General features: G+C 68.8%; 23 protein-coding genes. 14 read left to right on the top strand and 9 right to left on the bottom strand.

What is annotated here, in order from left to right; all coding sequences use genetic code 11:
* The first annotated feature begins 116 nt into the window (after positions 1–116).
* Positions 117–1,019 (top strand): LysR family transcriptional regulator, encoded by a 903-nt coding sequence (locus tag MRBLMU1_RS08000; protein ID WP_363499505.1) that lies wholly within the window; start codon positions 117–119, stop codon positions 1,017–1,019.
* On the opposite strand, the gene MRBLMU1_RS07995 is transcribed toward MRBLMU1_RS08000, so the two are convergent.
* The 7 genes from MRBLMU1_RS07995 to MRBLMU1_RS07965 are packed head-to-tail and all read right to left on the bottom strand — an operon-like array spanning position 1,016 to position 6,782.
* Entirely contained in the window at positions 1,016–2,314 is a 1,299-nt protein-coding gene (locus tag MRBLMU1_RS07995; RefSeq protein ID WP_363499503.1) for an MSMEG_0569 family flavin-dependent oxidoreductase, read from the bottom strand. The two genes, MRBLMU1_RS08000 and MRBLMU1_RS07995, sit on opposite strands and share 4 nt — an antisense overlap.
* A gap of 47 nt (positions 2,315–2,361) precedes the next feature.
* Positions 2,362–2,649 carry an MSMEG_0570 family nitrogen starvation response protein gene (locus MRBLMU1_RS07990; protein ID WP_363499501.1) on the bottom strand — a complete coding sequence of 96 codons (288 nt, stop codon included), beginning with the start codon at positions 2,647–2,649 and terminating at the stop codon, positions 2,362–2,364.
* Positions 2,642–3,658, bottom strand: a complete 1,017-nt coding sequence (locus tag MRBLMU1_RS07985) for a sll0787 family AIR synthase-like protein (protein WP_363499499.1) — start codon at positions 3,656–3,658, stop codon at positions 2,642–2,644. The genes MRBLMU1_RS07990 and MRBLMU1_RS07985 overlap by 8 nt, the downstream gene beginning before the upstream one ends.
* Positions 3,655–4,197 (bottom strand): MSMEG_0567/Sll0786 family nitrogen starvation N-acetyltransferase, encoded by a 543-nt coding sequence (locus tag MRBLMU1_RS07980; protein WP_363499497.1) that lies wholly within the window; start codon positions 4,195–4,197, stop codon positions 3,655–3,657. The genes MRBLMU1_RS07985 and MRBLMU1_RS07980 overlap by 4 nt, the downstream gene beginning before the upstream one ends.
* The gene (locus MRBLMU1_RS07975; RefSeq protein ID WP_363499495.1) at positions 4,194–5,306 is read right to left on the bottom strand and encodes an MSMEG_0568 family radical SAM protein; all 1,113 of its coding nucleotides are present in this window, start codon (positions 5,304–5,306) and stop codon (positions 4,194–4,196) included. The genes MRBLMU1_RS07980 and MRBLMU1_RS07975 overlap by 4 nt, the downstream gene beginning before the upstream one ends.
* Positions 5,303–6,280, bottom strand: a complete 978-nt coding sequence (locus MRBLMU1_RS07970) for a Nit6803 family nitrilase (RefSeq protein ID WP_363499493.1) — start codon at positions 6,278–6,280, stop codon at positions 5,303–5,305. Before MRBLMU1_RS07970 ends, MRBLMU1_RS07975 begins: the two co-directional genes overlap by 4 nt.
* Positions 6,281–6,299: 19 nt before the next feature.
* A complete protein-coding gene (locus MRBLMU1_RS07965; protein ID WP_363499491.1) occupies positions 6,300–6,782 on the bottom strand; it encodes an MSMEG_0572/Sll0783 family nitrogen starvation response protein in 483 nt (160 codons plus the stop codon).
* A 395-nt stretch (positions 6,783–7,177) separates the two neighbouring features.
* On the opposite strand from MRBLMU1_RS07965, the gene MRBLMU1_RS07960 reads away from it, so the two are divergent.
* The 7 genes from MRBLMU1_RS07960 (at position 7,178) to MRBLMU1_RS07930 (ending at position 13,923) form a co-directional block, all read left to right on the top strand.
* A complete protein-coding gene (locus MRBLMU1_RS07960) occupies positions 7,178–8,587 on the top strand; it encodes a PLP-dependent aminotransferase family protein (protein ID WP_363499489.1) in 1,410 nt (469 codons plus the stop codon).
* 88 nt (positions 8,588–8,675) lie between these two features.
* Positions 8,676–9,347, top strand: a complete 672-nt coding sequence (locus MRBLMU1_RS07955) for a heavy metal response regulator transcription factor (protein WP_363499487.1) — start codon at positions 8,676–8,678, stop codon at positions 9,345–9,347.
* Positions 9,344–10,798 carry a heavy metal sensor histidine kinase gene (locus MRBLMU1_RS07950; protein WP_363499485.1) on the top strand — a complete coding sequence of 485 codons (1,455 nt, stop codon included), beginning with the start codon at positions 9,344–9,346 and terminating at the stop codon, positions 10,796–10,798. Before MRBLMU1_RS07955 ends, MRBLMU1_RS07950 begins: the two co-directional genes overlap by 4 nt.
* Before the next feature lie 87 nt (positions 10,799–10,885).
* Positions 10,886–11,368 carry a VOC family protein gene (locus MRBLMU1_RS07945; protein ID WP_363499483.1) on the top strand — a complete coding sequence of 161 codons (483 nt, stop codon included), beginning with the start codon at positions 10,886–10,888 and terminating at the stop codon, positions 11,366–11,368.
* Positions 11,365–11,778 carry a YciI family protein gene (locus tag MRBLMU1_RS07940; protein ID WP_363499481.1) on the top strand — a complete coding sequence of 138 codons (414 nt, stop codon included), beginning with the start codon at positions 11,365–11,367 and terminating at the stop codon, positions 11,776–11,778. Before MRBLMU1_RS07945 ends, MRBLMU1_RS07940 begins: the two co-directional genes overlap by 4 nt.
* A 53-nt stretch (positions 11,779–11,831) precedes the next feature.
* On the top strand, positions 11,832–12,644 hold the full coding sequence (locus MRBLMU1_RS07935; RefSeq protein ID WP_363499479.1) for a YciI family protein: 813 nt from the start codon (positions 11,832–11,834) through the stop codon (positions 12,642–12,644).
* A gap of 31 nt (positions 12,645–12,675) precedes the next feature.
* Positions 12,676–13,923: an RNA polymerase sigma factor gene (locus MRBLMU1_RS07930; protein WP_363499778.1), complete on the top strand. Its 1,248-nt coding sequence runs from the start codon at positions 12,676–12,678 to the stop codon at positions 13,921–13,923.
* Between the two features lie 126 nt (positions 13,924–14,049).
* Here MRBLMU1_RS07930 and MRBLMU1_RS07925 read toward each other — a convergent pair whose 3' ends face one another.
* Positions 14,050–14,562, bottom strand: a complete 513-nt coding sequence (locus MRBLMU1_RS07925; protein WP_363499477.1) for a GAF domain-containing protein — start codon at positions 14,560–14,562, stop codon at positions 14,050–14,052.
* 265 nt (positions 14,563–14,827) lie between these two features.
* Between MRBLMU1_RS07925 and MRBLMU1_RS07920 the strand changes: the two genes are divergently transcribed.
* From MRBLMU1_RS07920 to MRBLMU1_RS07895, 6 genes are all read left to right on the top strand, one after another.
* Positions 14,828–15,061, top strand: a complete 234-nt coding sequence (locus MRBLMU1_RS07920; RefSeq protein WP_363499475.1) for a hypothetical protein — start codon at positions 14,828–14,830, stop codon at positions 15,059–15,061.
* Positions 15,062–15,134: 73 nt separating this feature from the next.
* Positions 15,135–16,247: a ligase-associated DNA damage response exonuclease gene (locus tag MRBLMU1_RS07915; protein WP_363499473.1), complete on the top strand. Its 1,113-nt coding sequence runs from the start codon at positions 15,135–15,137 to the stop codon at positions 16,245–16,247.
* On the top strand, positions 16,240–17,886 hold the full coding sequence (locus MRBLMU1_RS07910; RefSeq protein ID WP_363499471.1) for an ATP-dependent DNA ligase: 1,647 nt from the start codon (positions 16,240–16,242) through the stop codon (positions 17,884–17,886). Before MRBLMU1_RS07915 ends, MRBLMU1_RS07910 begins: the two co-directional genes overlap by 8 nt.
* Positions 17,883–20,396 (top strand): ligase-associated DNA damage response DEXH box helicase, encoded by a 2,514-nt coding sequence (locus MRBLMU1_RS07905; protein ID WP_363499469.1) that lies wholly within the window; start codon positions 17,883–17,885, stop codon positions 20,394–20,396. The genes MRBLMU1_RS07910 and MRBLMU1_RS07905 overlap by 4 nt, the downstream gene beginning before the upstream one ends.
* Before the next feature lie 8 nt (positions 20,397–20,404).
* A complete protein-coding gene (gene pdeM / locus MRBLMU1_RS07900) occupies positions 20,405–21,124 on the top strand; it encodes a ligase-associated DNA damage response endonuclease PdeM (protein ID WP_414646040.1) in 720 nt (239 codons plus the stop codon).
* 160 nt (positions 21,125–21,284) lie between these two features.
* Complete coding sequence (locus MRBLMU1_RS07895; protein ID WP_363499467.1) at positions 21,285–21,674, top strand: KGG domain-containing protein; 390 nt, start codon at positions 21,285–21,287, stop codon at positions 21,672–21,674.
* A 112-nt stretch (positions 21,675–21,786) separates the two neighbouring features.
* Here MRBLMU1_RS07895 and dnaK read toward each other — a convergent pair whose 3' ends face one another.
* Positions 21,787–23,715 carry a molecular chaperone DnaK gene (gene dnaK / locus MRBLMU1_RS07890; protein ID WP_363499465.1) on the bottom strand — a complete coding sequence of 643 codons (1,929 nt, stop codon included), beginning with the start codon at positions 23,713–23,715 and terminating at the stop codon, positions 21,787–21,789.
* Positions 23,716–23,765 lie beyond the last annotated feature (50 nt).

The following is a 23,765-nucleotide window of genomic DNA, read 5'->3' as shown; positions in this document are numbered from 1 at the left end:
GTGGGGTCCGGAAGACCATGAACACAGTGTGCGGCCGAAACAGGTCCGCGATAAGACAGGCGCGGCGCATATAATTTATGCTTTAATTGCATAAATTAATTTTAGTTCTGGTCCAAATGAATAAATTGCTGTGGATGCGCTGTTTTGTGCGTGTGGTCGAGACCGGCAGCTTTTCGGCCGTCGCCCGCGAGCTCGCCATCGGACAGCCCAACGTCAGCCGCCATATCGCCGCGCTGGAGGCGGACCTGGGCGCGCTGCTGCTGCACCGTTCAACGCGCCAGCTGGCGGTCACCCCAGAGGGGCAGCGCTATTACGCGCAGGCGCGGCAGGCGCTCGACCTGATCGCCCAGGCGGAGGCCGACGTGCTGGGGCAGCACAATCCGCGCGGCTTGCTGCGCGTGGCCTGCTCGCCGGCGCTGGGCACGGAAATCATCACCGACACCTTGCCGGCCTTCCTGGAACGCTATCCCGACATCGAGCTGGAATTGCGCATGGGCGACGCCTATGTCGATCTGGTGGCCGAGGGCGTCGACGTGGCCATCCGGGGCGGCGAGCTCAAGGACAGTGCGCTGCGCGCCCGGCGCGTGGGCAGCTCGGAGCGCTTGTGCGTCGCCAGCGCCGGCTATGTGGCCCGGCACGGCGCGCCGGCGGCGACGGCCGACCTGGCGCGGCACCAGTGCATCGTCTACACGCTGCTCGGGGGCGGCGGCGCGTGGCGGTTCAGCGATGGCGAGGTCGACGTGCGCGGGCGGCTGCGGGTCAACAGCCTGGAAGGCGTGCGGCGCGCGGCGCTCGACGGCATCGGCATCGGCTACCTGCCGATGTGGATGGTGGCCGATCACCTGCGGACGGGGGCGCTGGTCGCCGTGCTGGCCGGGCACGCCCCCGCGCTCACGCCCGTCAACGCGGTCTACTCGGCGGCGCGCCTGCTGCCGCTGCGCGCGGCCGTTTTCATCGACCACGTCGCCGCGCTGTTCGCGGCCACGCCGGGGCTCGACGGCGTGCTGCTGGCGCGCTAGGCCAGCGCGCTGGCTGGCGCGGCGTGCGTGGCGGCGTCGATGCCGGCATCCATCCTGGCGGCGATGTGCGCGGCCAGATGTTCGGCGTCGCGGCCGACGCCGGAGAAGCGTCCCGAGCCCCAGGTGTACTGCCACGGCAGGCCAAGGAAGTACAGGCCGGCTGCCTCGGTGACGCCGCGCTCGTGCCTCGGATAGCCGCGCCGGTCGAAGATGTCGGCGTCGATCCAGCCGAAATCGGTGCGGAAGCCGATGCACCAGACAACGGCGGCGACCCGCGCCAGGTCCAGCGTCGCCGGGGCGTCGGCGGCCGGCTGCCACAGCGGCTCGTATGGCGCCTGCGCCGGCGCGGCGATGCCGTGTGCCTCGATATGGCGGTCGATGCTGTCGTTGATCTTGCGGTAGACGGCGTCGGCGCCATCGAGGTTGGCGCGCAGGTCGTCGCCGAAATGCGCCACGCCGCCGCGCAGGCCCTGGTAGCGGCCATACAGCGCCATGCCTTCCAGCGCGAACTTGCGCAGGTCGATATCGCGCCCGCCATCGCGCCCGGTGACGTAGTGGTTGGTCTTGTCGCGCACCCCGGCGCCGAGCGGGTGGCGCTCGACCGGCAGGTCGTAGTACGCCATTTCATCGAGCCATTTGACGACATCCTTGCCACGGTAGCGGCGCGCCACGCGCGGCGCGTCGCCCACGCACAGGTGCACCTTGCGCCCGGCCAGGTGCAGGTCCTCGGCGATCTGGCAGCCCGACTGGCCGGTGCCGACCACCAGCACCTCGCCGTCCGGCAGCCGCCCGGGGTTCACATAGTCCGAAGAATGCAGCTGCGCGACATTCGCGGGCAATTGCGCGGCGTCGGCCGGCAGGATCGGTGTGTGGTAGCCGCCCACCGCCACCACCACCTGGCCGGCGCGAAAGAGGCCAGCGTCGGTGGCGACCTCGTAGCCGCCGCCATTTTCCGGCGCCACGGCGCGCACGGCGGTGACGGTCACGCCTTCGCGCGCCGGCGGCGCGAACGCGGCGATGTAGCCGTCGATGTAGTCGACGATCTGCTGCTTGACCATGAAGCCGTCCGGATCGTCGCCCCGGTACGGAAAGCCGGGCAGCGCGCATTGCCAGTTCGGCGTGACCAGGCAAAAGCTGTCCCAGCGCTCGCTGCGCCAGGCGTGGCCGAGCCGGTGCTTTTCCAGGATCAGGTGCGGCACGCCGCGCTGCTTGAGCAGGTAGCTGAGCGACAGGCCGGCCTGGCCGCCGCCGATGATCAGGACCTCGTGGTAGGGATGGGTGGTGTGGCTGGACATGATGGATACTCGCGTGGATGAAGGGGATGGTTGGATCGCGGGCGCGCTCAGCGCGGCAGCGTCTCGACGGTGACGGCGGCGCCGGGATCGGCCTCGAAGCGGCCGGCGCTGGCCTCGAGCCGCGCCAGCTGGTCCATGGCCGAGGAGCAGGCGTAGCCGTATTTCAGGCGCACCCGCTCGCTGGCCAGGGTCAGCGCGGTGCGGCTGCGCGCCATGAAATCGGCCAGCGGGTAGCGTTCGCCGGCGCGCAGATACTCATGGACGACCGTCGACGGGGAATAGCACTGGCTGACGCTGTCGTCGGGCCAGCGCACGGTGAAGCGCACTTCAGGCATGGTCTGTCTCCTTGGCGGGGGCGCAGCCGATCAGCGCCTGTTGGTTGAAGTCCCACAGCGTGGCGCGGGCCTGGCCGCCCAACGTCAGTTGCAGCTTGCGGCCGGCGTCGGTGCGGCCGATGACGGCGCAGGCCAGTTCGCGGCTGCGGAAACGCGCCGCCACCGCGTCGACATGGGCGTCGTCGACGCTGAGGATGAAGCCGTAGCTGGGGAAGGTCGCCAGCCAGCGCGCCAGCGGCACGCCGTCCGGACGGGGAAGCGCGGCCAGGTCGATGGTGGCGCCGATGCCGGAGCATTCGAGCAGCATCAGCGCGGTGCCGGCCACGCCGGCCATGCTGATGTCCTTGGCCGCCGCGCACAGGCCGTCCTCGGCGATCGCCGGCAGCAGTTCGAGGTCGGCGCGCAGGCGTTCCGGCGGCGCGCCGACGCTGGCGTTCCAGTAGTCGTAGGGCTCGTGGTAGGCGCCCCGGAAGTCGAACGCCACCACCAGGTTTTGCCCGGGCAGGGCGTCAAAGCTGGTGAGCAGCCGGTTGGCGCGCCCGGTGATCGCCACCGACAGCTGTTCGCGGTCGCTGCGCCGGTTGCTGTGGCCGCCGACGATGGGGACCCGGTAGGTTTCGGCGGCCGCCGCCATGCCTTGCAATAGCGGCAGCGCGGCGTCGCCGTCGCGGCTCCACAGCGCGTCGACGACGGCCAGCGGCCGTCCGCCCATGGCGTAGATGTCGCTGACGTTGACCATCACGCCGCAGTAGCCGGCGAACCACGGCTCGCGGGCGACGAACTCGTTGACGAAGCCTTCGATCGCCAGCAGCAGATAGCCGCCGCCGTCGCACGGGATGGCGGCGCAGTCGTCGCCGACCGGCGCGGCCCAGGCGCCGCCGCGCGCCGCGCCGTCCCCGGGCGTCGCCAGCGCGCGCACCACCTGCGCGATATCGCCCTTGTGGGCGATGCCGGAGGAGGCGCGCAGCGTGCGCACGATGTGCGCCAGTTCGATCTCGGCCGCGCTCATGGCGCGCCCCGGGCGCACAGGAAGCCGCTGGCGCCGTCGGCGATCGGCGGGTAGAAGCCCAGGTCGGCCCGCATCAGGTGGTGGACGCGGCCATGCAGCTCCAGCGGCCCGAGGCTGCGCCAGTGCAGCTGTTCGAACATCGCCACATTTTGCTCCTGCACGTGGGCCAGAAAGGTGGTGCAGCCCAGGGCGCGCGCGCTGCCGACGGCCAGCCGTATCAAGCCGCTGCCGACGGCGGCCTGGCGCCGCGCCGGGCGCGCCACGGCCAGGCGCGAGCCCCACCACACGCCGCCGGCGGCATGATGGATGCGCACCGTGCCGGCCACTTCGCCGGCGCCGGCGATCGCCACCAGCGTCAGCGCCGTGGCGTCGATGTCGTCGATGTCGTCGCCGTCGAACAGGCCTTGTTCCCCGCAGAAGACGGTGTGGCGCAGGCGCAGGGCGGCTTGCCGCTCGGCGTCGCTGGTGGCGAGTTTGATGCGCACGGTCGGCCCGGCCGGAGCGGTTGGGGCAGGGCGGACCAGCAAGGCGGTGTTCATGACGGATTCCTTTCAAAGGTGGACAACGAGGAGCAGGCGCCGCAACGCCCGCAGCCGGCCTTGATGTCGGAAGAACGCAGGCCGCCGGCGCCGAGCATTTCTCCCAGCGGCGCGAGCAGCGCGCGCATGAAGTCGGGCGACGGCGCCGGATGGTCTTCCAGCGGCGTGCCGGCGATCGGCACGAAAGGCACCACGAACGGATAGACGCCGATGGCGATCAGCTGTTCGCAGCAGCGCAGGATGGCCTCGGGCGTGTCGCCCAGGCCGGCCAGGATGTAGGTACTGACCTGGCCGTGGCCGAACACCTCGACCGCGCGCGCGAAGGCGTCGAAGTAGCGCTCCAGCGGCACGCCGGCCTTGCCCGGCATGATGCGCGCGCGCACTTCGGGCGTGACCGCCTCCAGGTGCATGCCGAGCGTGTCGATGCCGGCGTCGCGCATGCGGGCGAACCAGGCGTTGTCGTCGGGCGGCTCGCACTGGCCCTGGAGCGGCAGCGCCACCGCCGACTTGACGGCGAAGGCGCTCTCGCACAGGATGGCGGCGCCACGGTCGGTGGCGTTGGGCGTGCCGGTGGTCATGACCATGTGGCGCACGCCGTCGAGCAGCACCGCCGCCCGCGCCACCTCGGCCAGTTGTTCCGGCGTCTTGCGCAGGATGGTGCGGCCGGCCGCCAGCGACTGGCCGATGGCGCAGAACTGGCACGACTTGCGCCGGCTCCCGTAGCGGATGCAGCTTTGCAGCACCGTGGTCGCCAGCACGTCCTTGCCGTGCAGGGTGGCGATCTGCCGGTACGGTACGCCGTCGAGCGTTTGCATCTTGTAGAAGCGCGGCTGGCGCGGGAACGAGATCATGCCCACGGCGCGGCCGTCGCGCAGGATGGCGCTGCGCCCGTCCGGGCCCGCCGGCGCGGCCAGGTAGGGCGAGTGGAAGGCGCCGCCGGTGTGCACCGGGACCATCACCGTCAGGCCGTCGACGGTGACCGCCTTGTGGTCCGACGGGCCGGCGCCGCCGCGCCGGCTGGGGGCGCCGTCGCCCGGATCGCTCAGGCGCATGCCCAGCGATTGCAGCTCGGTGATCAGCCGCTGGTCGGGGGAGGTGATGGCGCTCATGCCGCCTGCTCCACGGGCTCGCCGTCGCCGGGGAGCGGGTGCGCAGAACGCAGCGCGGGCTTGGCGCGGTCGTCGATCACCAGGTTAAGCAGCTCGGGCCGGGCGTAGTGGCCGACCGAATCCATCATCCGTTTGCGCTTGGTGATCAGCGCCATGTCGAGGTCCGCGATGACGATGCCTTCGCCGCTGCGCAGCGGTTCGGCCAGCAGCACGCCCTCGGGCGAGACGATGGTGGTGCAGCAGCCGCCGCGCAGCGCCTTCTGCTGCGCCGGGTCGGTGGTGATGGTGGCGATCTGCTCCTCGGTCAGCCAGCCGGTGGCGTTGATGACGAAGCAGCCCGATTCGAGCGCGTGGTGGCGGATCGTCACCTCCATCTGGTCGGCGAACACCTGTCCCACCATCGAGCCGGGGAACTGCGCGCAGTGGATTTGCTCGTGCTGCGCCATCAGCGCGTAGCGCGCCAGCGGGTTGTAGTGCTCCCAGCAGGCCAGCGCGCCGACCCGGCCGACGGCCGTCTCCACCACTTTGAGGCCGCTGGCGTCGCCCTGGCCCCAGATCATGCGCTCGTGGTAGGTCGGCGTGATCTTGCGCCGCTTGAGCACCAGCGCGCCGTCGGCGTCGAACACCAGCTGGGTGTTATACAGGCTGCCGTGATCGCGCTCGTTCACGCCCAGCACCACCACCACGCCGTGGCCGCGCGCGGCGGCGGCGACGGCGTCGGTGACGGGCCCCGGCACCGCCACCGCGCGCTCGTACAGCAGCAGATGTTCGGCGCCGGCGGCGAAAGGCGGACGCACGAACGAAAAGTAGGGGTAGTAGGGCACGAAGGTCTCGGGAAAGACCACCATCTCGGCGCCGTTGGCCGCCGCTTCGGCGATCGCTTCGAGCACGCGCGCCAGCGTGCCGCCGGCGCTGGTCAGGTCCGGCGCGATCTGCACCGCCGCCGCCCGCACCGTCTTCCTGGTCGTTGTCATAGGTCCGCCTCCTTTCCGCTTACAGCGTCCAGGTGTCGATGATCACCGCGTTGTCGCGCAGGTGCAGCAGCTTCAGGTCCAGCACGTCCTGCGGGGCGATAGCGCGGATGCCTTCGATCAGCGACGGCTCGCCGTGGCCGTACAGCGCCTGCAGCGCGAAGCGGCAGGCGTAGACCTTGCCGCCTTCGGCCATGAACTTGACCAGCTGGTTGTTCTGGTTCAGGTGGCCGGGGAAGGCCTCGTCGCCCAGCGTGGGAAAGCCGCGCTGCAATCCCAGTGTCACGCCCGGGCCGTACAGCAGCACCGTGGTCTCGTAGCCTTTGCGCTGCAGGCGGGTGGCCTGCAGCAGGTTGACGAAACCGATCGAACCCTCGAAGGCGACGGTGTGGAAGGTGACCAGCGCCTTTTCGCCCGGACGGGCTTTGACGTCCTCGAATACCTTCTCTTCGTAGTCAACAAAATAGTCGCCCTTGACGTGGGCTTTGTGGTCGATGGCTGGCATGGCGTTGGTTCCTTCAATGGAGTTGTAGGGAGCACCGGGCGTTCGGATTGACTGCGCCGCGATAGCCCCTTTGAATGCATCCGGCGTGCCAGGGCGGCCGCATTGAGGGGCTGTTTGCAGGGATGGAAATCCAGTCAATCCGGGTTTTCGGCCTGGGCGCCATTCTGCGGACGGCGCGCCGGTTTTCAGGCCGCGGCCGCCGCTCCATTCAAGTCGTGCAGTCAATCGCCTGTATCTACGGGGAAAGATCCAGAACGGACCTGCGCCGCGATGGGGCGCGGTGCGCGCCGATGGTGCGCCGGCACCGCGCTTTCCCCGCTTTCCGGTCGGTTTCGGCCGGCACGGATAATGCATGCAATCGGCCCGTCAAGTTTGAATTGAATGGAGAAACCGCGATGCCCAAATCCGCCGCCGCGTGGCTGCCGAAACTGAAAAAAGGCCAGGGACCGGTATACAAGGTGATCGCCGACGCCATCGCCGCCGACATCGCCACCGGCCGGCTCGCGCCCGAGCAGCGCTTGCCGCCGCAGCGCCAACTTGCCGACGCCTTGGGCATCGACTTCACCACCGTGGCACGCGCTTACGGCGAGGCGCACAAGCGCGGCCTGGTCGATTCGACGGTGGGGCGCGGCACCTTCGTCTGCGGCCGCCGGGCGATGGCGATCCCGCGGGCGGTGGCGGGGCGGCCCAACGTCGACTTGTCGATGAACATGCCGCCGGAGGCGCTCACGCCGGAGTTGTCGGCGCTGATGCGCGCCGGCGTGGCGTCGCTGGGCGAATCGCCGGCCGCCATGCAGGCGCTGTTGCGCTACCAGGACTTCGGCGGCTCGGCGTCGGACCGCGAAGCCGGCGCCTTGTGGCTGCGGCGGCGCGGCCTGTCGGTGGAACCCGAGCGGCTGCTGGTGGCGCCGGGCGCGCAGGCGGCGCTGCTGGCCATCCTCAGCACCGTCGCGCCGCCCGGCTCGGTGGTGTGCTGCGAGGCGCTGACCTATCCCGGCCTGCGCGCGCTGGCCGGCCTGCTCAACCTGCGCTTGGTCGGCTTGCCGATGGACGGCGAGGGCATCGACGCGCTGGCCTTCGCCGCCGCCTGCGCGCAGTACGCGCCGCAGGCGTTGTACTGCAATCCGACCTTGCTCAACCCGACCACGTTGACGATGTCGCCGCAGCGGCGCCAAGCCATCGTGCAGGTGGCGCGCCACTACAAGGTGCCGCTCATCGAGGACGACGCCTACGGTTTCCTGCCGCGCGACGGCGCCGCGCCGATCGCCGCCATCGGCGCCGACATCACCTTTTACGTGGCCGGACTGGCCAAGTGCATCGGCGCCGGCCTGCGGCTGGCCTACGTTGTCGCACCCGACGTGGCGGACACCGCGCGGCTGGCGGCGGCGCTGCGGGCGACGGCGGTGATGGCGTCGCCGTTCACGGCCGCGCTGGCGACGCGCTGGGTGCGCGACGGCACCGCCGACCTGGCATTGAATGCGATTCGCAAGGAGTCGATGGCGCGCCAGCGGCTGGCCGCGCGCATCCTGCCGGCCGGCAGCTACGCCTCGCAGCCGGAGGCGTTCCATTTGTGGATACGCCTGCCGCCGCAGTGGGACCGGCTGGCGTTCACCGCCCACCTGCGCGCCACCGGCATCGGCGTGGTGCCCAGCGACGCCTTCGCGGTCGATGGCGGCGGTCAGCCGCCGCAGGCGGTGCGCGTGTGCATCGGCGGCCTCGCCAGCCAGGAGCAGCTGCGCCACGCACTGCAAACGATCGCCGACGCCATGCGCGAGGCGCCGCTGGCGGCGCCGGCGGTGTTGTGAGCGGTCCCGCATGATGTATCCTTGTTAAGTGCTGTAAATGACGGATTTGTAATCCAAATCCGCCTTCGAACATCGGACAATGGGCGTCATGAAAATACTGGTGGTGGAAGACGAGCCCAAGGCGGGCGATTACCTGGTCAAGGGCTTGCGCGAATCGGGCTACGTGGCGGACCTGGCGCGCAACGGCGTCGACGGCCTGGCGCTGGCGCTGGAACACGACTACGACCTGATCGTGCTGGACGTGATGCTGCCGCAAATGGACGGCTGGGCGGTGCTGGGCAAGCTGCGCGAGCGCAAGCACACGCCGGTGCTGTTCCTGACCGCGCGCGACGACGTGGCCGACCGGGTCAAGGGGCTGGAGCTGGGCGCCGACGACTATCTGGTCAAGCCGTTCGCCTTCGCCGAGCTGCTGGCCCGCATCAAGACCCTGATGCGGCGCGGGCCGGTGCGCGAGGCCGACGTGGTGCGCGTGGCCGACCTGGAGATCGACGTGCTGCGCCGCCGCGTCACGCGCCAGGCCCAGCGCATCGAGCTGACGGCCAAGGAGTTCGCGCTGCTGCACCTGCTGGCCAAGCGCCAGGGCGAGGTGCTGTCGCGCACGCAGATCGCGTCGATGGTGTGGGACATGAACTTCGATTCCGACACCAACGTCGTCGATGTCGCGATCCGCCGGCTGCGCGCCAAGATCGACGACCCGTATCCGCTCAAGCTGATCCAGACGGTGCGTGGCATCGGCTATCTGGTCGAGGAGCGCGCGTGACGGTGGCGCGGGCGGCGCGCGCCGCGCCCGCGCCGAAAGCGCGCAGGCCGCGTCCGCTGTCCCTGACCTTGCGGGTGGCTCTGCTGCTGTCGGCGGTGGCGGTGGCGACCTTCCTGGCGGTCGGCGCCTACCTGTACCAGACGTTGGCCAGCCAGATGGCCCGGCGCGACGATATCGAGTTGATCGCCAAGGTGGCGCAGATACGCCGCATCCTGGCCGAGCTGCCGTCGCCGCGGGCGATCGTGGAAAATCCCCGGCCGCTGACCGATGCGCTGTTCGGGCACGATGATTTCATGCTCAGCGTCAAAGGTCCGGACGGCGCGCCCTTGCTGCGCACCTCGCTGACTTCGCGGCCGCTGCCGCAGGTCGAGCGCGTGCCGCCACAGCGGGCGCTGACCCTGGCCGACGTGCACGACTGGACGCCGGCCATGGGCACCGGCCGCATGGTCAGCGCGGTCGGGCTGGTGGGCGCGGACGGCCAGCCGGTGCAGATCACCTTGGCGCGCGAGCGCTCGGACCGGCTGCGCCTCATGCGTAATTACGCGGTCGACCTGTTCGTCGCCCTGTGCGTGGGCGCGACGCTGGCCGCCTTGCTCGGCTACGCCATCGTGCGCCACAGCATGCGGCGGCTGCGCTCGGTCATCGGCAAGGCCAACGACATCAACACCAGCCGCCTCAACACCCGCCTGTCGGTCGAGGACGCGCCGGTCGAGTTGCGCGAGATGGGCCAGGCCTTCAACGCCATGCTCGACCGGCTGGAGGATGGCGTGCAGCGCCTGTCCGGCTTTGCCGCCGACCTCGCGCACGACCTGCGCACGCCGGTCAACACCTTGATGATGGAGACCCAGGTGGCGCTGTCGCGCCCGCGCACGGTGCAGGAGTACCAGGCGCTGCTGGCCTCCAACTCCGAGGAGTACGAGCGGCTGGCGCGCATGATCGAAAACACGCTGTTCCTTGCGCGGGTCGACAACGCGCAGTTGGGCCTGCGGCGCGAAGCGGTCGACCTGCGCGCCGAGCTGCAACGCATCCATGATTATTTCGAAATCCTGGCCGACGATGTCGGCGTGCGGCTGACGGTCGAGTCGCCGCCGCTGCGGGCCGAGGTCGACCCGGTGCTGTTGCAGCGCGCGGTGGGCAACCTGGTGTCGAACGCGATCCGCCACACGCCGGCCGGCGGCGAGGTGGCCTTGTCGGCGCGCGCAACGGCCGACGGCGTGGAATTGGCCGTCAGCAACACCGGCCCCGGCATCGCCGCCGAACACTTGCCGCACATCTTCGACCGTTACTACCGGGCCGACCCGGCCCGCTCGGACCACGCGCACTCGGCGGGACTGGGCCTATCGATCGTGCGCGCCATCATGGAATTGCACGGCGGTAAAATCCGCGTGGACAGCATCCCGGGCGCGCGCACGGTTTTTTACCTGTCGTTTGAAAAAACTCAAAATATTTAAGAAAATCTGTCGATTTGGTTTGTGCTGCTTCGTCGTGGAGGTAGAGTGGGATGTCTCACTCGGTTCAACCACACTTAGGAGATCACCATGACTGCACCAGTAGAACCCGTCCCCCGCGACATGCACACGGTCACCCCGCACCTGGTGTGCGACGGCGCGGCCGACGCCATCGAATTTTATAAAAAATCCTTCGACGCGGTCGAAACTGCCCGCATGCAGACGCCGGACGGCAAGATCATGCACGCCAGCGTGCGCATCGGCGACTCGACCGTGATGCTGGTCGACGAGTTTCCCGACTATGGCAGCGTCGGCCCCAAAAAACTCAACGGCAGTCCCGTGACCATGCACGTCTACGTGCCGGACGTGGACCGGGTGTTCGCGCAGGCGGTCGCCGCCGGCGCCACCGTGCGCATGCCGCTGGAGAACCAGTTCTGGGGCGACCGCTACGGCCAGGTCGTCGATCCGTTCGGCCACAACTGGTCGATCGCCACCCATGTCAAGGACATGACGCCCGAAGAGATGAACCAGGCGATGCAATCGATGAACCCCGAATGCGGGCCGCAATCATGAGATTCATGATCATCGTCAAAGCCACCGAGGACTCGGAGGCGGGCAAGATGCCGGGCACCGAGTTGCTGACGGCCATGGGCAAGTTCAACGAGGAACTGGTCAACGCCGGCGTGCTGCTGGCCGGCGAAGGGCTGCAGCCCAGCGCCAAGGGCGCGCGCATCCGCTACGAGGGCAGCCAGCGCACCGTGATCGACGGCCCGTTCCCCGAGATCCGGCAGCTGGTCGCCGGCTTCTGGCTGATCCAGGTGAAGTCGAAGGAGGAGGCCATCGAATGGATGAAGCGCTGTCCGAATCCGTCCGACGGTCCGTCCGAGATCGAGATCCGCCAGGTGTTCGAGCTGGAGGATTTCGGCGACGCCGCCACGCCCGAGATCGTGGCGCGGGAAGAGTCCTTGCGCGCACGCTTGTGAAGCTGCTACCTTAGTGCTAAACATCCGCGTTAAATCTTTTTCAGGAGCAAGGAATGGAATTCATGGTACTGCGCCGCGCCAACCAGAGCACCGAGCGGGGCGAGCAGCCCCCCGCTTTGGAGCCGGGCGTTTTCCTGCGTCCCAGCACCGAGGCGGTGCGCTTGACGCGCCGCGACGGCGAATGGTTGCAAAGCGTCGGCCCGTTTTCGCCGAAGGAGCTGGTGGCCGGCTTCACCTTGGTCGAGGCGGCCTCGCGCGAGGACGTCATCGAGCAGGTGCGCTGGTGGCCCCTGTTCGACAGCGGCGCGGTCTATGAAATCCGCGATCCCGGCTGCGCCGGCGGTTGCCACAGCATCGACGAGCGCGGCACGGTGCTGGGCAACATGCCGCAACGCGACGTCGCGCTCAAGCGCTATGTGGTGTTGCTGCGCTCGGACGTCGAGGCGGAGGCCGACCTGATGCCGCCGCCGGAGGTCATCGACCGCATGAACGAGACCAACGAGGCGGCCGTGCGCGAACGCGTGCTGCTGGCCGGCGCCGGCCTGCGCGGCACGGCCACCGGCGCGCGCGTGCATTTCGCCAATTCGAAGACCACGGTGGTCGACGGCCCGTTCACCGAGGTGAAGGAGCTGATCGCCGGCTACTGGATGGTGCAGGCCGCCACGCGCGAGGAGGCCATCGCCTGGGCCAAGGCCTATCCGTATCCGCACCGGGGCGACCTGACCCTGGAGATACGCGAGGCGTGCGAACGCATCGAGCACCGGGAATTCACCCCCGAGATGCGCGCGGCCGAGGAGCGCCTGCGCGCCGAACTGCTGGAGGCCGGCCTGCGCGGCGCCTTCGGCAAGAAGAACCGTGGCCTCTGACGTCGCCCGGATCGTCGAGGCGGTGTGGCGGATGGAATCCGCCAAGATCATCGCCGTGCTGGCGCGCATGCTGCGCGATGTCGGCCAGGCCGAGGAGCTGGCGCAGGACGCGCTGGTGCAGGCGCTGGAGCGCTGGCCCGAAACCGGCGTGCCCGAGCAGCCGGCCGCCTGGCTGACCACCGTCGCCAGGAACCGCGCGCTGGACGTGCTGCGGCGGCGCCAGCTGCACCAGGAAAAGGAGGCGGCGCTCAGCTACGAAATCGAGGGCATGTTGCAGGATGCCGCGCCGGACCTGGAGGCGGCGGTGGCCGACGCGCTGGAAAACGACATCGGCGACGATCTGCTGCGGCTGGTGTTCGTGGCCTGCCATCCGGTGCTGCCGACCGATGGCCGGGTGGCGCTGACGTTGCGGCTGCTGGGCGGGCTGAGCACCGAGGAGATCGCCCGCGCCTTCCTGGTGCCGGAATCGACGGTGGCGCAGCGCATCGTGCGCGCCAAGCGCACGCTGGCCGAGGCGAAGGTGCCGTTCGAGGCACCGCGCGCGCACGAGCTGGTCGAGCGGCTGGCGTCGGTGCTGCAGGTGGTCTATCTGATCTATAACGAGGGCTATTCGGCCAGCGCCGGCGCCGACTGGATGCGGCCGGCGTTGTGCGAGGAGGCGCTGCGGCTGGGACGCATCCTGGCCGAGCTGGCGCCACAGGAGCCGGAGGTGCACGGGCTGGTCGCGCTGATGGAGATCCAGTCGTCGCGCGCCCGCGCACGGTTGGGCCCGGGTGGCGAGCCGATACTGCTGCTGGAGCAGGACAGGTCGCGCTGGGATCAGTTGTTGATACGGCGAGGCTTGTCGGCGCTGGCGCGTGCGGAGCGCACGGGGCGCGGGCTGGGGCCGTATGGCGTGCAGGCCGCGATCGCCGCCTGCCATGCGCGGGCGCGGCTGGCGTCGGAGACCGACTGGGGGCGGATCGCCGCACTGTACGACGCGTTGTCGCAGCTGGCGCCGTCGCCGGTGGTCGAACTCAACCGGGCGGTGGCGGTGTCGATGGCGTTCGGGCCGGAGGCGGGGCTGGAGGTGGTGGACGGCTTGCTCGATGTGGCGGCGCTGAAGAATTACCACCTGTTGCCGAGTGTGCGCGGGGATTTCCTGGCCAAGCTGGGGCGCAACGACGAGGCCAGGGCGGAGCTGGAGCGCGCCGCGCAATTGACGCAGAACGAGCGCGAGCGGACGCTATTGCTGGCCCGCGCCGGCCAGTTGCGCGTGAGTCGCCACGGAGACACGTAGGGGGGATTAGGCGGAACGCCGTAATCCACCAATGCATGGGCCGCCGGCGACTCAACCATGGCGGATTACGCTGCGCTAATCCGCCCTACGTGTTTCCGAGGTTGTTACAGCGCCCATGACGCCGGATTATGCATCCACCAGCGTCGCCTCCAGCACCTTCACCAGCGCCTCGATCCCGTCGGCATCGGTCTGGTCGAAGCGGTTCGGCAGCGGACTGTCCAGATCGAACACGCCGACGATCTCGCCGTTGGCGCCGCGCACCGGCACCACCAGCTCCGAACGCGAGTTGACGTCGCAGGCGATATGGCCCGGGAACGCATGCACGTCCGGCACGACGATCGATTTACCCTCCACCACCGTGGTGCCGCACACCCCGCGCCCCTTCTTGATACGGATGCAGGCGGGCTTGCCCTGGAACGGTCCGAGCACCAGCTCGTCGCCCTTGAGGAAGTAGAACCCGGCCCAGTTCAAGCCCGGCATGCTGTTGAACACCAGCGAGCTGAAGTTGGCGGTGTTGGCGATCAAGTCGCTCTCGCCGTGTACCAGGCCCGTCAGTTGTGAGCGCAGGTCGTCGAACATGGCGAGCTTGGCTTCCGGGGTGTCGGTGCTATAGGCGGTGTCGCTGAGGGTAAAAGTCATGATATTTTGGTAATCAATTGTGTCGATTGAGGGGCCGCGAAGCGCGGGTGGGCTTCGTCCTGGCCGCTATGGTAGCCCAAGCCGGCCGGACGCGCAGCGGCAAGGGTTCCGGCATGAAGGGCGTGAACGCCTGACGGGGGCCACGTCCCTCCTACGACAAATGTAGGCAGTCTCCGATGGCGTGCGCCCGCCATGCAGGCTACCCTTGTCGCAGTGCGTCACGACTTCCACGGACGCGTCTTTTACCAATCCAAACGGAAAATCTATGTCGACCAGAAAAAAGAACGCCGACTCACAGCGTCAGGGCAAGCCAAAAAATAATGACAAGCAAGAACAGCAGCAACAACACACCGGCAGCGAGGGCGGGCCTGCACAGCCAAGCCCAACTGTAAGAGGCCTCGACCTCGCCGCCATGCTGATGATAGGCGACGAACATGTCGTCCTCAGCGGCCAGGAGGACGACAACATCAGCTTCATGGCGGAGTTCATCGATCCCTGATGAAGGTGCGCTGCCTGACAGACGGAGGCATATGACGGCGACAGAATCGGTCATCGTCTTTTGAAAGCTGCCCATGTCCGCACCCGTCTCCGCAGCATCCGCCGCATCCGATCTGGTGGTCGTCCGCAAGGAAGGCCTGTACTGCGTGCCCGGCCAGTTCTACATCGACCCCTGGCGGCCGGTGGAACGGGCCGTGATCACGCACGCCCACGGCGATCACGCCCGGGGCGGCCATCGGCACTATCTGACGGCCGAGACCGGTGTGAACGTGGTCAAGTCGCGCCTGGGTCCGATCAATATCGAGGGGCTGGCCTACGGCGAGCGGGTGGTGCACAACGGCGTGACGATCTCGCTGCACCCGGCCGGTCACGTGCTCGGTTCGGCACAGGTGCGGATGGAGTACCAGGGACAGGTGTGGGTGGCGTCCGGCGACTACAAGGTCGAGGCGGACAGCACCTGCACGCCGTTCGAGCCGGTGCGCTGCGATACCTTCATCACCGAATCGACCTTCGGCCTGCCGATCTACCAATGGCAGCCGCAGCAGGAAGTGTACGACGACATCAACGACTGGTGGCGGTCCAACGCCGAGCAGGGCCGCGCCAGCGTCATGCAGTGCTACAGCTTCGGCAAGGCGCAGCGCATCCTGAGCGGGCTGGACCCTGAGGTCGGGCCCATCATCTGCCACGGCGCCGTGCAGACCTTGAACCAGGTCTACCGCGACGACGGCGTGTGGCTGCCGCCGACCGTCATGGTGGGCGAGGTCGACAAGCAGGCCATCGGCCGTGCCATGGTCATCGCGCCGCCGTCGGCCGCCGGTTCGCCATGGATCAAGCGCTTCGGCGACTTCAGCGACGCGTTCGCCAGCGGCTGGATGCAGCTGCGCGGCGCGCGCCGCCGGCGCGGCGTCGATCGCGGCTTCGTGCTGTCCGACCACGCCGATTGGCCGGGATTGATGCAGGCGATCTCGGCCACCGGCGCCGAGCGCGTGATCGTCACCCACGGTTCGATCCCGGTGCTGGTGCGCTGGTTGCAGCAGCAGGGCCTGCAGGCCAGCGGCTTCGACACCGAATACGGCGACGACGAGGCCGACGAAGTTGCGGCCGCCGGCGTCGCGGCGGACCCGGCGGCCACAGCGGCCGCCGCGAACGCGCACTCCACCGAGACGGAAGGAGTCGCCGATGCGTGATTTCGCCCGTCTTTACGCGGAACTCGACGAGACCACGTCCACCAGCCGCAAGCTGGCGGCGCTGCAAGCCTACTTCAGCAGCGCGGCGCCGCAGGATGCCGCCTGGGCCGTGTACTTCCTGGCCGGCGGCAAGCCGCGCCAGGCGGTGCCGACCAAGCTGCTGCGCCAGTTCGCCATCGAATACTCGGGGCTGGACGACTGGCTGTTCGACGAGTGCTACCACGCGGTCGGCGACCTGGCCGAGACCATCGCCCATATCCTGCCGCCGCCCAGCCAGCCGAGCGACATCGGCCTGGCCGACTGGATCGAGCTGGGCATCGCGCCCCTGCGCGGCGCCGCGCCGGAGGCCGTGCGTTCGGCGCTGCTGCTGTACTGGGACCAGCTCGACACGCGCGAACGCTTCCTGCTGACCAAGCTGATCGGTGGCGGCTTCCGCGTCGGCGTGTCGCGGCTGTTGGTGACGCGCGCGCTCAGCGCCATCGCCAACCTCGACAGCAAGCTGGTGGCGCAGCGCCTGATGGGCTGGACCGACGGCAGCGTCAGCCCGACGCCGGCCGGCTTCCTGCAACTGATCGCCGCCCACACGCCGGAGGAGCACGCGCAGCGCGGCGGCCAGCCGTATCCCTTCTTCCTGGCGCACGCGCTGCTGGACCGCGAACCGGCCTCGCTGGGCGCGCTGTCGGACTGGCAGGTCGAATGGAAATACGACGGCATGCGCGCGCAACTGGTCAGCCGCGATGGCCAGAACTGGCTGTGGTCGCGCGGCGAGGATTTGATCACCGAGCGCTTCCCGGAGCTGGCCGCGCTGCGTCTGCCGGATGGCGTGGTGATCGACGGCGAGATTTTGATCTGGCATGGCGGCAACGCGCCGGCGCCGTTCGCCGACCTGCAAAAGCGCATGGGCCGCAAGCAGGTGTCGGCGCGCCTGCTGGGCGAACTGCCGGCCGTGCTGGTGGCCTACGACCTGTTGGAGATGGACGGACGCGACCTGCGCGAGCTGCCGCAGTCGGAGCGGCGGCGCATGCTCGAACAATTGGTGAGCATGCTGCGTGCGCAGCAGGCGGCGCCGCAGCTGCGCCTGTCGCCGCTGATCGCCGCCGACAGCTGGGAGCACCTGGCGCAAATCCGCGAGGAGTCGCGCGAGCGCGGCGTCGAGGGCATGATGCTCAAGGCGGTCGACGCCAAGTACGGCGTCGGGCGCACCAAGAACGTCGGCACCTGGTGGAAGTGGAAGATCGATCCGTACAGCGTCGATGCGGTGCTGATCTACGCGCAGAGCGGCCATGGACGGCGGGCGTCGCTGTACACCGACTACACCTTCGCCGTGTGGGAACAGGACGGCGACGGCGGCGAGCGCAAGCTGGTGCCGTTCGCCAAGGCCTACTCGGGCCTGACCGACGCCGAGATCGCCAAGGTCGACCAGGCCATCCGCAAGACCACGGTGGAGAAATTCGGGCCGGTGCGCAGTGTCACGCCCAGCATGGTGTTCGAGATCGGCTTCGAGGGCATCGCCAGCTCGCCGCGCCACAAGTCCGGCATCGCGGTGCGCTTCCCCCGCATCCTGCGCCAGCGCGACGACAAATCGATCGACGAGGCCGACACGCTCGATACGCTGAAAAGCCTGCTGGCGACATCATGAGCGCCCGGGGCGGCCCCGCGCAAGCGAAGCTGAAAGCCGCCGCGTCGCCGGCCATTCCAACCACCCCGGCCGAGGCCTGGTTCGCCGCGCGCGGCTGGAGCGTCTTCCCGTTCCAGCGCGAGGTATGGGCTGCCGCGGCGGCCGGCCGCTCGGGGCTGCTGCACGCCAGCACCGGCGCCGGCAAGACCTACGCGGTGTGGTTCGCCGCGCTGCAGCGGGCGGCCATCGAAAAGCCGGGTCGCGCCAAGGCGGGACTCAAGGTGTTGTGGATCACGCCGATGCGGGCGCTGGCCGCCGACACCCTGCGCGCCTTGCAGGAGTCGGCCGAGGCGCTCGCGCCCGCGTGGCAAGTCGAGGCGCGCACCGGCGACACCAGCTCGGCGCAACGCGCGCGGCAAAACAAGAAGCTGCCCGACACGCTGATCACCACGCCCGAAAGCCTGACCCTGCTGCTGAGCAAGGCGGAGGCGGCCACCCAGTTCGCCCAGCTCGATATGATCATCATCGACGAATGGCACGAGCTGATGGGCAACAAGCGCGGCGTGCAGACGCAGCTGGCGCTGGCGCGCCTGCGCATGTGGAATCCGGCGCTGCTGGTGTGGGGGCTGTCGGCCACGCTCGGCAACCTGGAGCAGGCCAGGCAGGCCTTGATGCCGGACGGCGTCACCGTCGAAGGCCACGTGGCCAAGGAGATCCAGGTCGACACCCTGATTCCGGCCAACCCGTCGCGCTTTCCGTGGGGCGGCCACCTGGGCATCCAGATGCTGGGACCGGTGATCGCGGAAATCGACAAGCACGCGACCACCTTGGTGTTCACCAACACGCGTTCGCAGGCGGAGCTGTGGTATCAGCACATGCTGGAAGCGCGCCCCGACTGGGCCGGGCTGATCGCGCTGCACCACGGCTCGCTCGACAAGGAGGTGCGCGACTGGGTCGAGCAGGGGCTGAAACAAGGCCGGTTGAAGGCGGTCGTGTGCACCTCCAGCCTGGACCTGGGCGTGGACTTCCTGCCGGTCGAACGCGTGCTGCAGATCGGCAGCGCCAAGGGCATCGCGCGGCTGCTGCAGCGGGCCGGGCGCAGCGGCCACGCGCCGGGCCGTGTCTCGCGCCTGACGCTGGTGCCGACCCAAAGCATGGAGCTGCTGGAGGCGGCAGGCGCGCGGCAGGCGGTGGCGGCGCGCGACATCGAGGCGCGCCCGGTGCCCGACAAGCCGCTCGACGTGCTGGTGCAGCACCTGGTGACGATGGCGCTGGGCGGCGGGTTCCGCTCCGAGGAACTGTATGCGGAGGTGCGCACCGCCTGGTCGTACCGGAATCTGGGCCCGGAGGAGTGGCAGTGGGCGCTGGACTTCGTCGCGCGCGGCGGCCAGACCCTGGCCGTGTATCCGGAATACCGGCGCGTGCTGCCGGACGAGGACGGCGTCTACCGCGTGCCCGACGCGGCGCTCGGACGGCGCCACCGCATGGGCATCGGCACCATCGTTTCCGACAGTTCGCTGCAGGTCAAGTTCCTCACCGGCGGGCGCATCGGCAGTGTCGAGGAATCGTTCATTTCGCGCCTGCGCAAGGGCGACCATTTCCTGTTCGGCGGGCGCATCCTGGAATTCGTCCGCCTGCACGAGATGACCGCCTACGTGCGGCGCGCCACCGGCGCCAAGAAGGGCGCGGTGCCGCGCTGGCAGGGCGGCAAGATGCCGATGTCGTCGGAGCTGGCGCACGCGGCGCTGGAGCAGCTGCGCCTTGCCACGCTGGACCGTTACGAGGGACCGGAGATGGAGGCGATCAAGCCGCTGCTGGAGATCCAGCGGCGCTGGTCGGCGCTGCCTACGCCGCACACCACCGTCGTCGAGAGCATGCACAGCCGCGAGGGCCGCCACCTGTTCATGTTCCCGTTCGCCGGACGCTCGGTGCACATCGGGCTGGCGTCGTTACTGGCGTGGCGGGTCGGCCGGATGACGCCGGCGACGTTTTCGATCGCCGTCAACGATTACGGCTTCGAGCTGCTGGCGCCGCAGGAGATCGACTGGGCAGCGCTGATCGGCCCCGAGGGTGGCATCGGCGCCCAGGTCGGCCTGTTCAGCACCGAGCATCTGCTGGAGGATGTGCTGGCCAGCCTGAACGCGACCGAGTTGTCGCAGCGGCGTTTCCGCGAGATCGCCCGCATCGCCGGGCTGGTGTTCCAGGGCTATCCCGGACAGCCCAAAAGCGCGCGCCAGTTGCAGGCGTCGTCGTCGCTGTTCTACGCGGTGTTCACCCAGCACGACGCTGGCAATCTGCTACTCACCCAGGCCCAGCGCGAGGTGCTCGAGCAGGAACTGGAATTGAACCGCCTGCGTGCCACATTAGAGGCGTTGCAAGCGCGTCAAGTCAGTTATCATGTAACCAAGCGGGCGACGCCGTTCGGCTTCGCGCTGATGGTCGAGCGCTTCCGCGAAAAGCTCAGTACCGAAAAACTGTCGGATCGCGTCGCCAGGCTGGTGCGCGAACTTGAAAAGGCGGCCGGACCATGACGATTGCAATGAGCAAGGCACAACAGATGGAGGAAGCCGGCGTCGCCGGCATGGCGGGAACCCTGGCCATCGAGCTGGCGGGCGAACAGGTGCTGCTGTTGCCGGAGAAGGCGCTGTACTGGCCGCGCGAAAAAATGCTGATCATCGCCGATATCCACTTCGGCAAGGCGGCCTCGTTCCGCGCGCTGGGCGTGCCGGTGCCGGGCGGGACGACGTCGGCCAATCTGCGCGCGCTCGACGGCCTGCTGGCGCGGCACGCGGTGCGCGAGATCCTGTTCCTCGGCGACTTCCTGCACGCGAAGGCGGCGCACGCCGAGGCGACGATGACGGCGATCCACGGCTGGCGCCTGGCGCGGCCGGCGCTGAAGCTGACGGTGGTGCGCGGCAACCACGACGCCCACGCCGGCGATCCGCCGGCCCGGCTGGGCATCGACATGGTCGACGAGCCGCTGCGGCAGGCGCCGTTCGCGTTCTGCCACCATCCCGACCTGCTGGTGGCTGGCTATCTGATGGCCGGCCATGTGCATCCGGTGTACCGCCTGCGCGCCGGCTGGGATTCGCTGCTGCTGCCGTGCTTTCTGGTCGGCGAGGGCCGGGTGGTGCTGCCGGCGTTCGGGGCCTTCACGGGCGGCCATCCGGTGCTGCCCGAGCCGGGCGAGCGGCTGTTCGTCACCAGCGGCGATACCGTGGTCGAAGTGCCTGTCAAACCGCATGTCGCGCCGATGTAGGGGGGCGCCGGCGGTGTCGACGCCGGTGGCGGACGCTGTGCAGGGAATGGTCCTACATTCTCTGCTGCGCATGTCCTATATTACGCCGCTGGGTCGTGCACTAGGATGTATCCACCTGTGTAGCAAGCAGGGATGATGCGATTCATCCAAGGAGACGATCATGGCTACTAACGATACCAGCGGTACCCACGGCGGCAGTCGGGGCAGCAAGCAAGGCGGCAAGTCGGGCAATGAACAGAGCGAGCCCAAAAAACGCGGCTTCGCTTCGATGGACCCGGAGCAGCAGCGGCAGATCGCGGCCGAGGGCGGCCGCGCTGCCCATGAAAAAGGCACGGCGCACGAATTCACTTCGGAAGAGGCGCGCCGCGCGGGCGCGATGAGCCACAAAAACGATCCCAACAGCCAAAGCGCCAGTAGCGCCTCGCGCTCCGGTTCGGGTGGCGGCAACAAGGGCAGCGCGCGCGACGAGGATGACGACGAAGGGGGCGGCAAGGCCAGCCGTGGCGGCAGCCGCTCCGGGTCCACGGGCAGCTCGGGCTCGAAATCCTGATGGGCGATTGATGTGCGGCTGGCGCCTTCTCCTCTGGGACCGGCCGTTTTAAGACCTGCGGACGTCACGTCCGCAGGTCTTTTTTTTGGGCCGGGCACTTTTATCCGTTTCGTTATTTACGCACTTCCTTGCAGTCCGCATCGACCACATCGTCCTGCGTTTGTTCCTGTCGCCGTCCGGCTTCCGGGGCCGGCCCGGCGCCAGCTCCCGCGTCGCCGCCGTTCATTCCCGCATACATCTGCTCGCCCAGCTTCTGCGCCGCCGTCGACAGCGCCGCCGCTTTCGATTCGATGTCGGCCTGGTCGTTGCCCTTCAACGACGCATCGAGCGCGGCGACGGCGTCGTCGATGCGCGCGCGCTCGGGCGCGGCCAGCTTGTCGCCGTGCTCCCGCAGGGTCTTGCGCGTGGTGTGCAGCAGCGCGTCGGCGGCGTTGCGCGCCTCCACCAGCGCCTTGGCGCGGCGGTCGTCCTCGGCGTGGGCGACCTCGTCCTGGACCATCTTGCGGATCTCCGCCTCGGTCAGGCCGGAGTTGGCCTTGATGGTGATCTGGTTTTCCTTGCCGGTGGCCTTGTCCTTGGCGCCCACGTGCAGGATGCCGTTGGCGTCGATGTCGAAGCTGACCTCGATCTGCGGCATGCCGCGCGGCGCCGGCGGAATGCCGACCAGGTTGAATTCGCCCAGCAGCTTGTTGCCACTGACGATGTCGCGCTCTCCCTGGTAGACCTTGACCGTCACCGCCGGCTGGTTGTCGTCGGCGGTGGTGTAGACCTGGCTGAAGCGGGTCGGGATGGTGGTGTTTTTCGGGATCATCCTGGTCATCACGCCGCCCAGCGTCTCGATGCCCAGCGACAGCGGCGTGACGTCCATCAGCAGCACGTCGCTGCGCTCTCCCGACAGCACCGACGCCTGGATCACCGCGCCCACCGCCACCGCCTCGTCGGGGTTGACGTCCTTGCGCGCCTCCTTGCCGAACAGCTCGCGCACGGCCTGCTGCACGCGCGGCATGCGCGTCATGCCGCCGACCAGGATCACGTCGTCGATCTCGTCGACGCCCAGGCCGGCGTCCTTGAGCGCGGTCCGGCATGGCGCGACGGTGCGGGCGACCAGGTCCTCGACCAGCGACTCGAGCTTGGCGCGCGTGAGCTTGATGCCCAGGTGGGCCGGCGAGCCGTTGGCCATGGCGACGTACGGTTCGTTGATGTCGGTCTGCTGCGTCGACGACAGCTCGATCTTGGCGCGCTCGGCGGCGCTCTTGATGCGCTGCAGGGCGATCGGGTCGCGGCCCAGGTCGACCCCGCTGATCTGCCGGAACTCGGCGATGATGTGGTCGACCACGCGCTGGTCGAAGTCCTCGCCGCCGAGGAAGGTGTCGCCGTTGGTCGACAACACCTCGAACTGTTTTTCTCCCTCGACGGTGGCGATTTCGATGATGGAGATGTCGAAGGTGCCGCCGCCGAGGTCGTAGACGGCGATCTTGCGGTCGCCCTGGGTGCTCTTGTCGAGGCCGAAGGCCAGCGCGGCGGCGGTCGGCTCGTTGATGATGCGCTTGACGTCGAGCCCGGCGATGCGGCCGGCGTCCTTGGTGGCCTGCCGCTGCGAGTCGTTGAAGTAGGCCGGCACCGTGATGACGGCGTCGCCCACTTTCTCGCCGAGGTAGGCCTCGGCGGTCTGCTTCATCTTGCGCAGCACCTCGGCCGAGACCTGCTGCGGCGCCAGCTTGTTGCCGCGCGCCTCGATCCAGGCGTCGCCGTTGTCGGCGCGGATGATGGTGTAGGGCATCAGGTGGATGTCCTTTTGCACCTCGGCCTCGTCGAACTTGCGCCCGATCAGGCGCTTGACGGCGTACAGCGTGTTTTTCGGATTGGTGACGGCTTGCCGCTTGGCGCTCGCACCGACCAGGATTTCGTCGTCCAGATAGGCGACCACCGAGGGCGTGGTGCGCGCGCCTTCCGCGTTCTCGATCACCTTGGCCTGGCCGCCCTCCATGACGGCGACGCAGGAGTTGGTGGTGCCTAAATCGATACCGATGGTTTTGCCCATGATTGTTCCTCCCCATGAGGCGCGGACGCGCGCCTGTCCGGTTCAGACCA

The sequence above is a fragment of the Burkholderia sp. LMU1-1-1.1 genome (genome assembly GCF_040675865.1).
Taxonomy (GTDB): Bacteria; Pseudomonadota; Gammaproteobacteria; order Burkholderiales; family Burkholderiaceae_D; genus Rugamonas.
The sequence above is the reverse complement of the archived record's forward strand: the minus strand, read 5'-3'. Positions and strand labels throughout refer to the sequence as shown.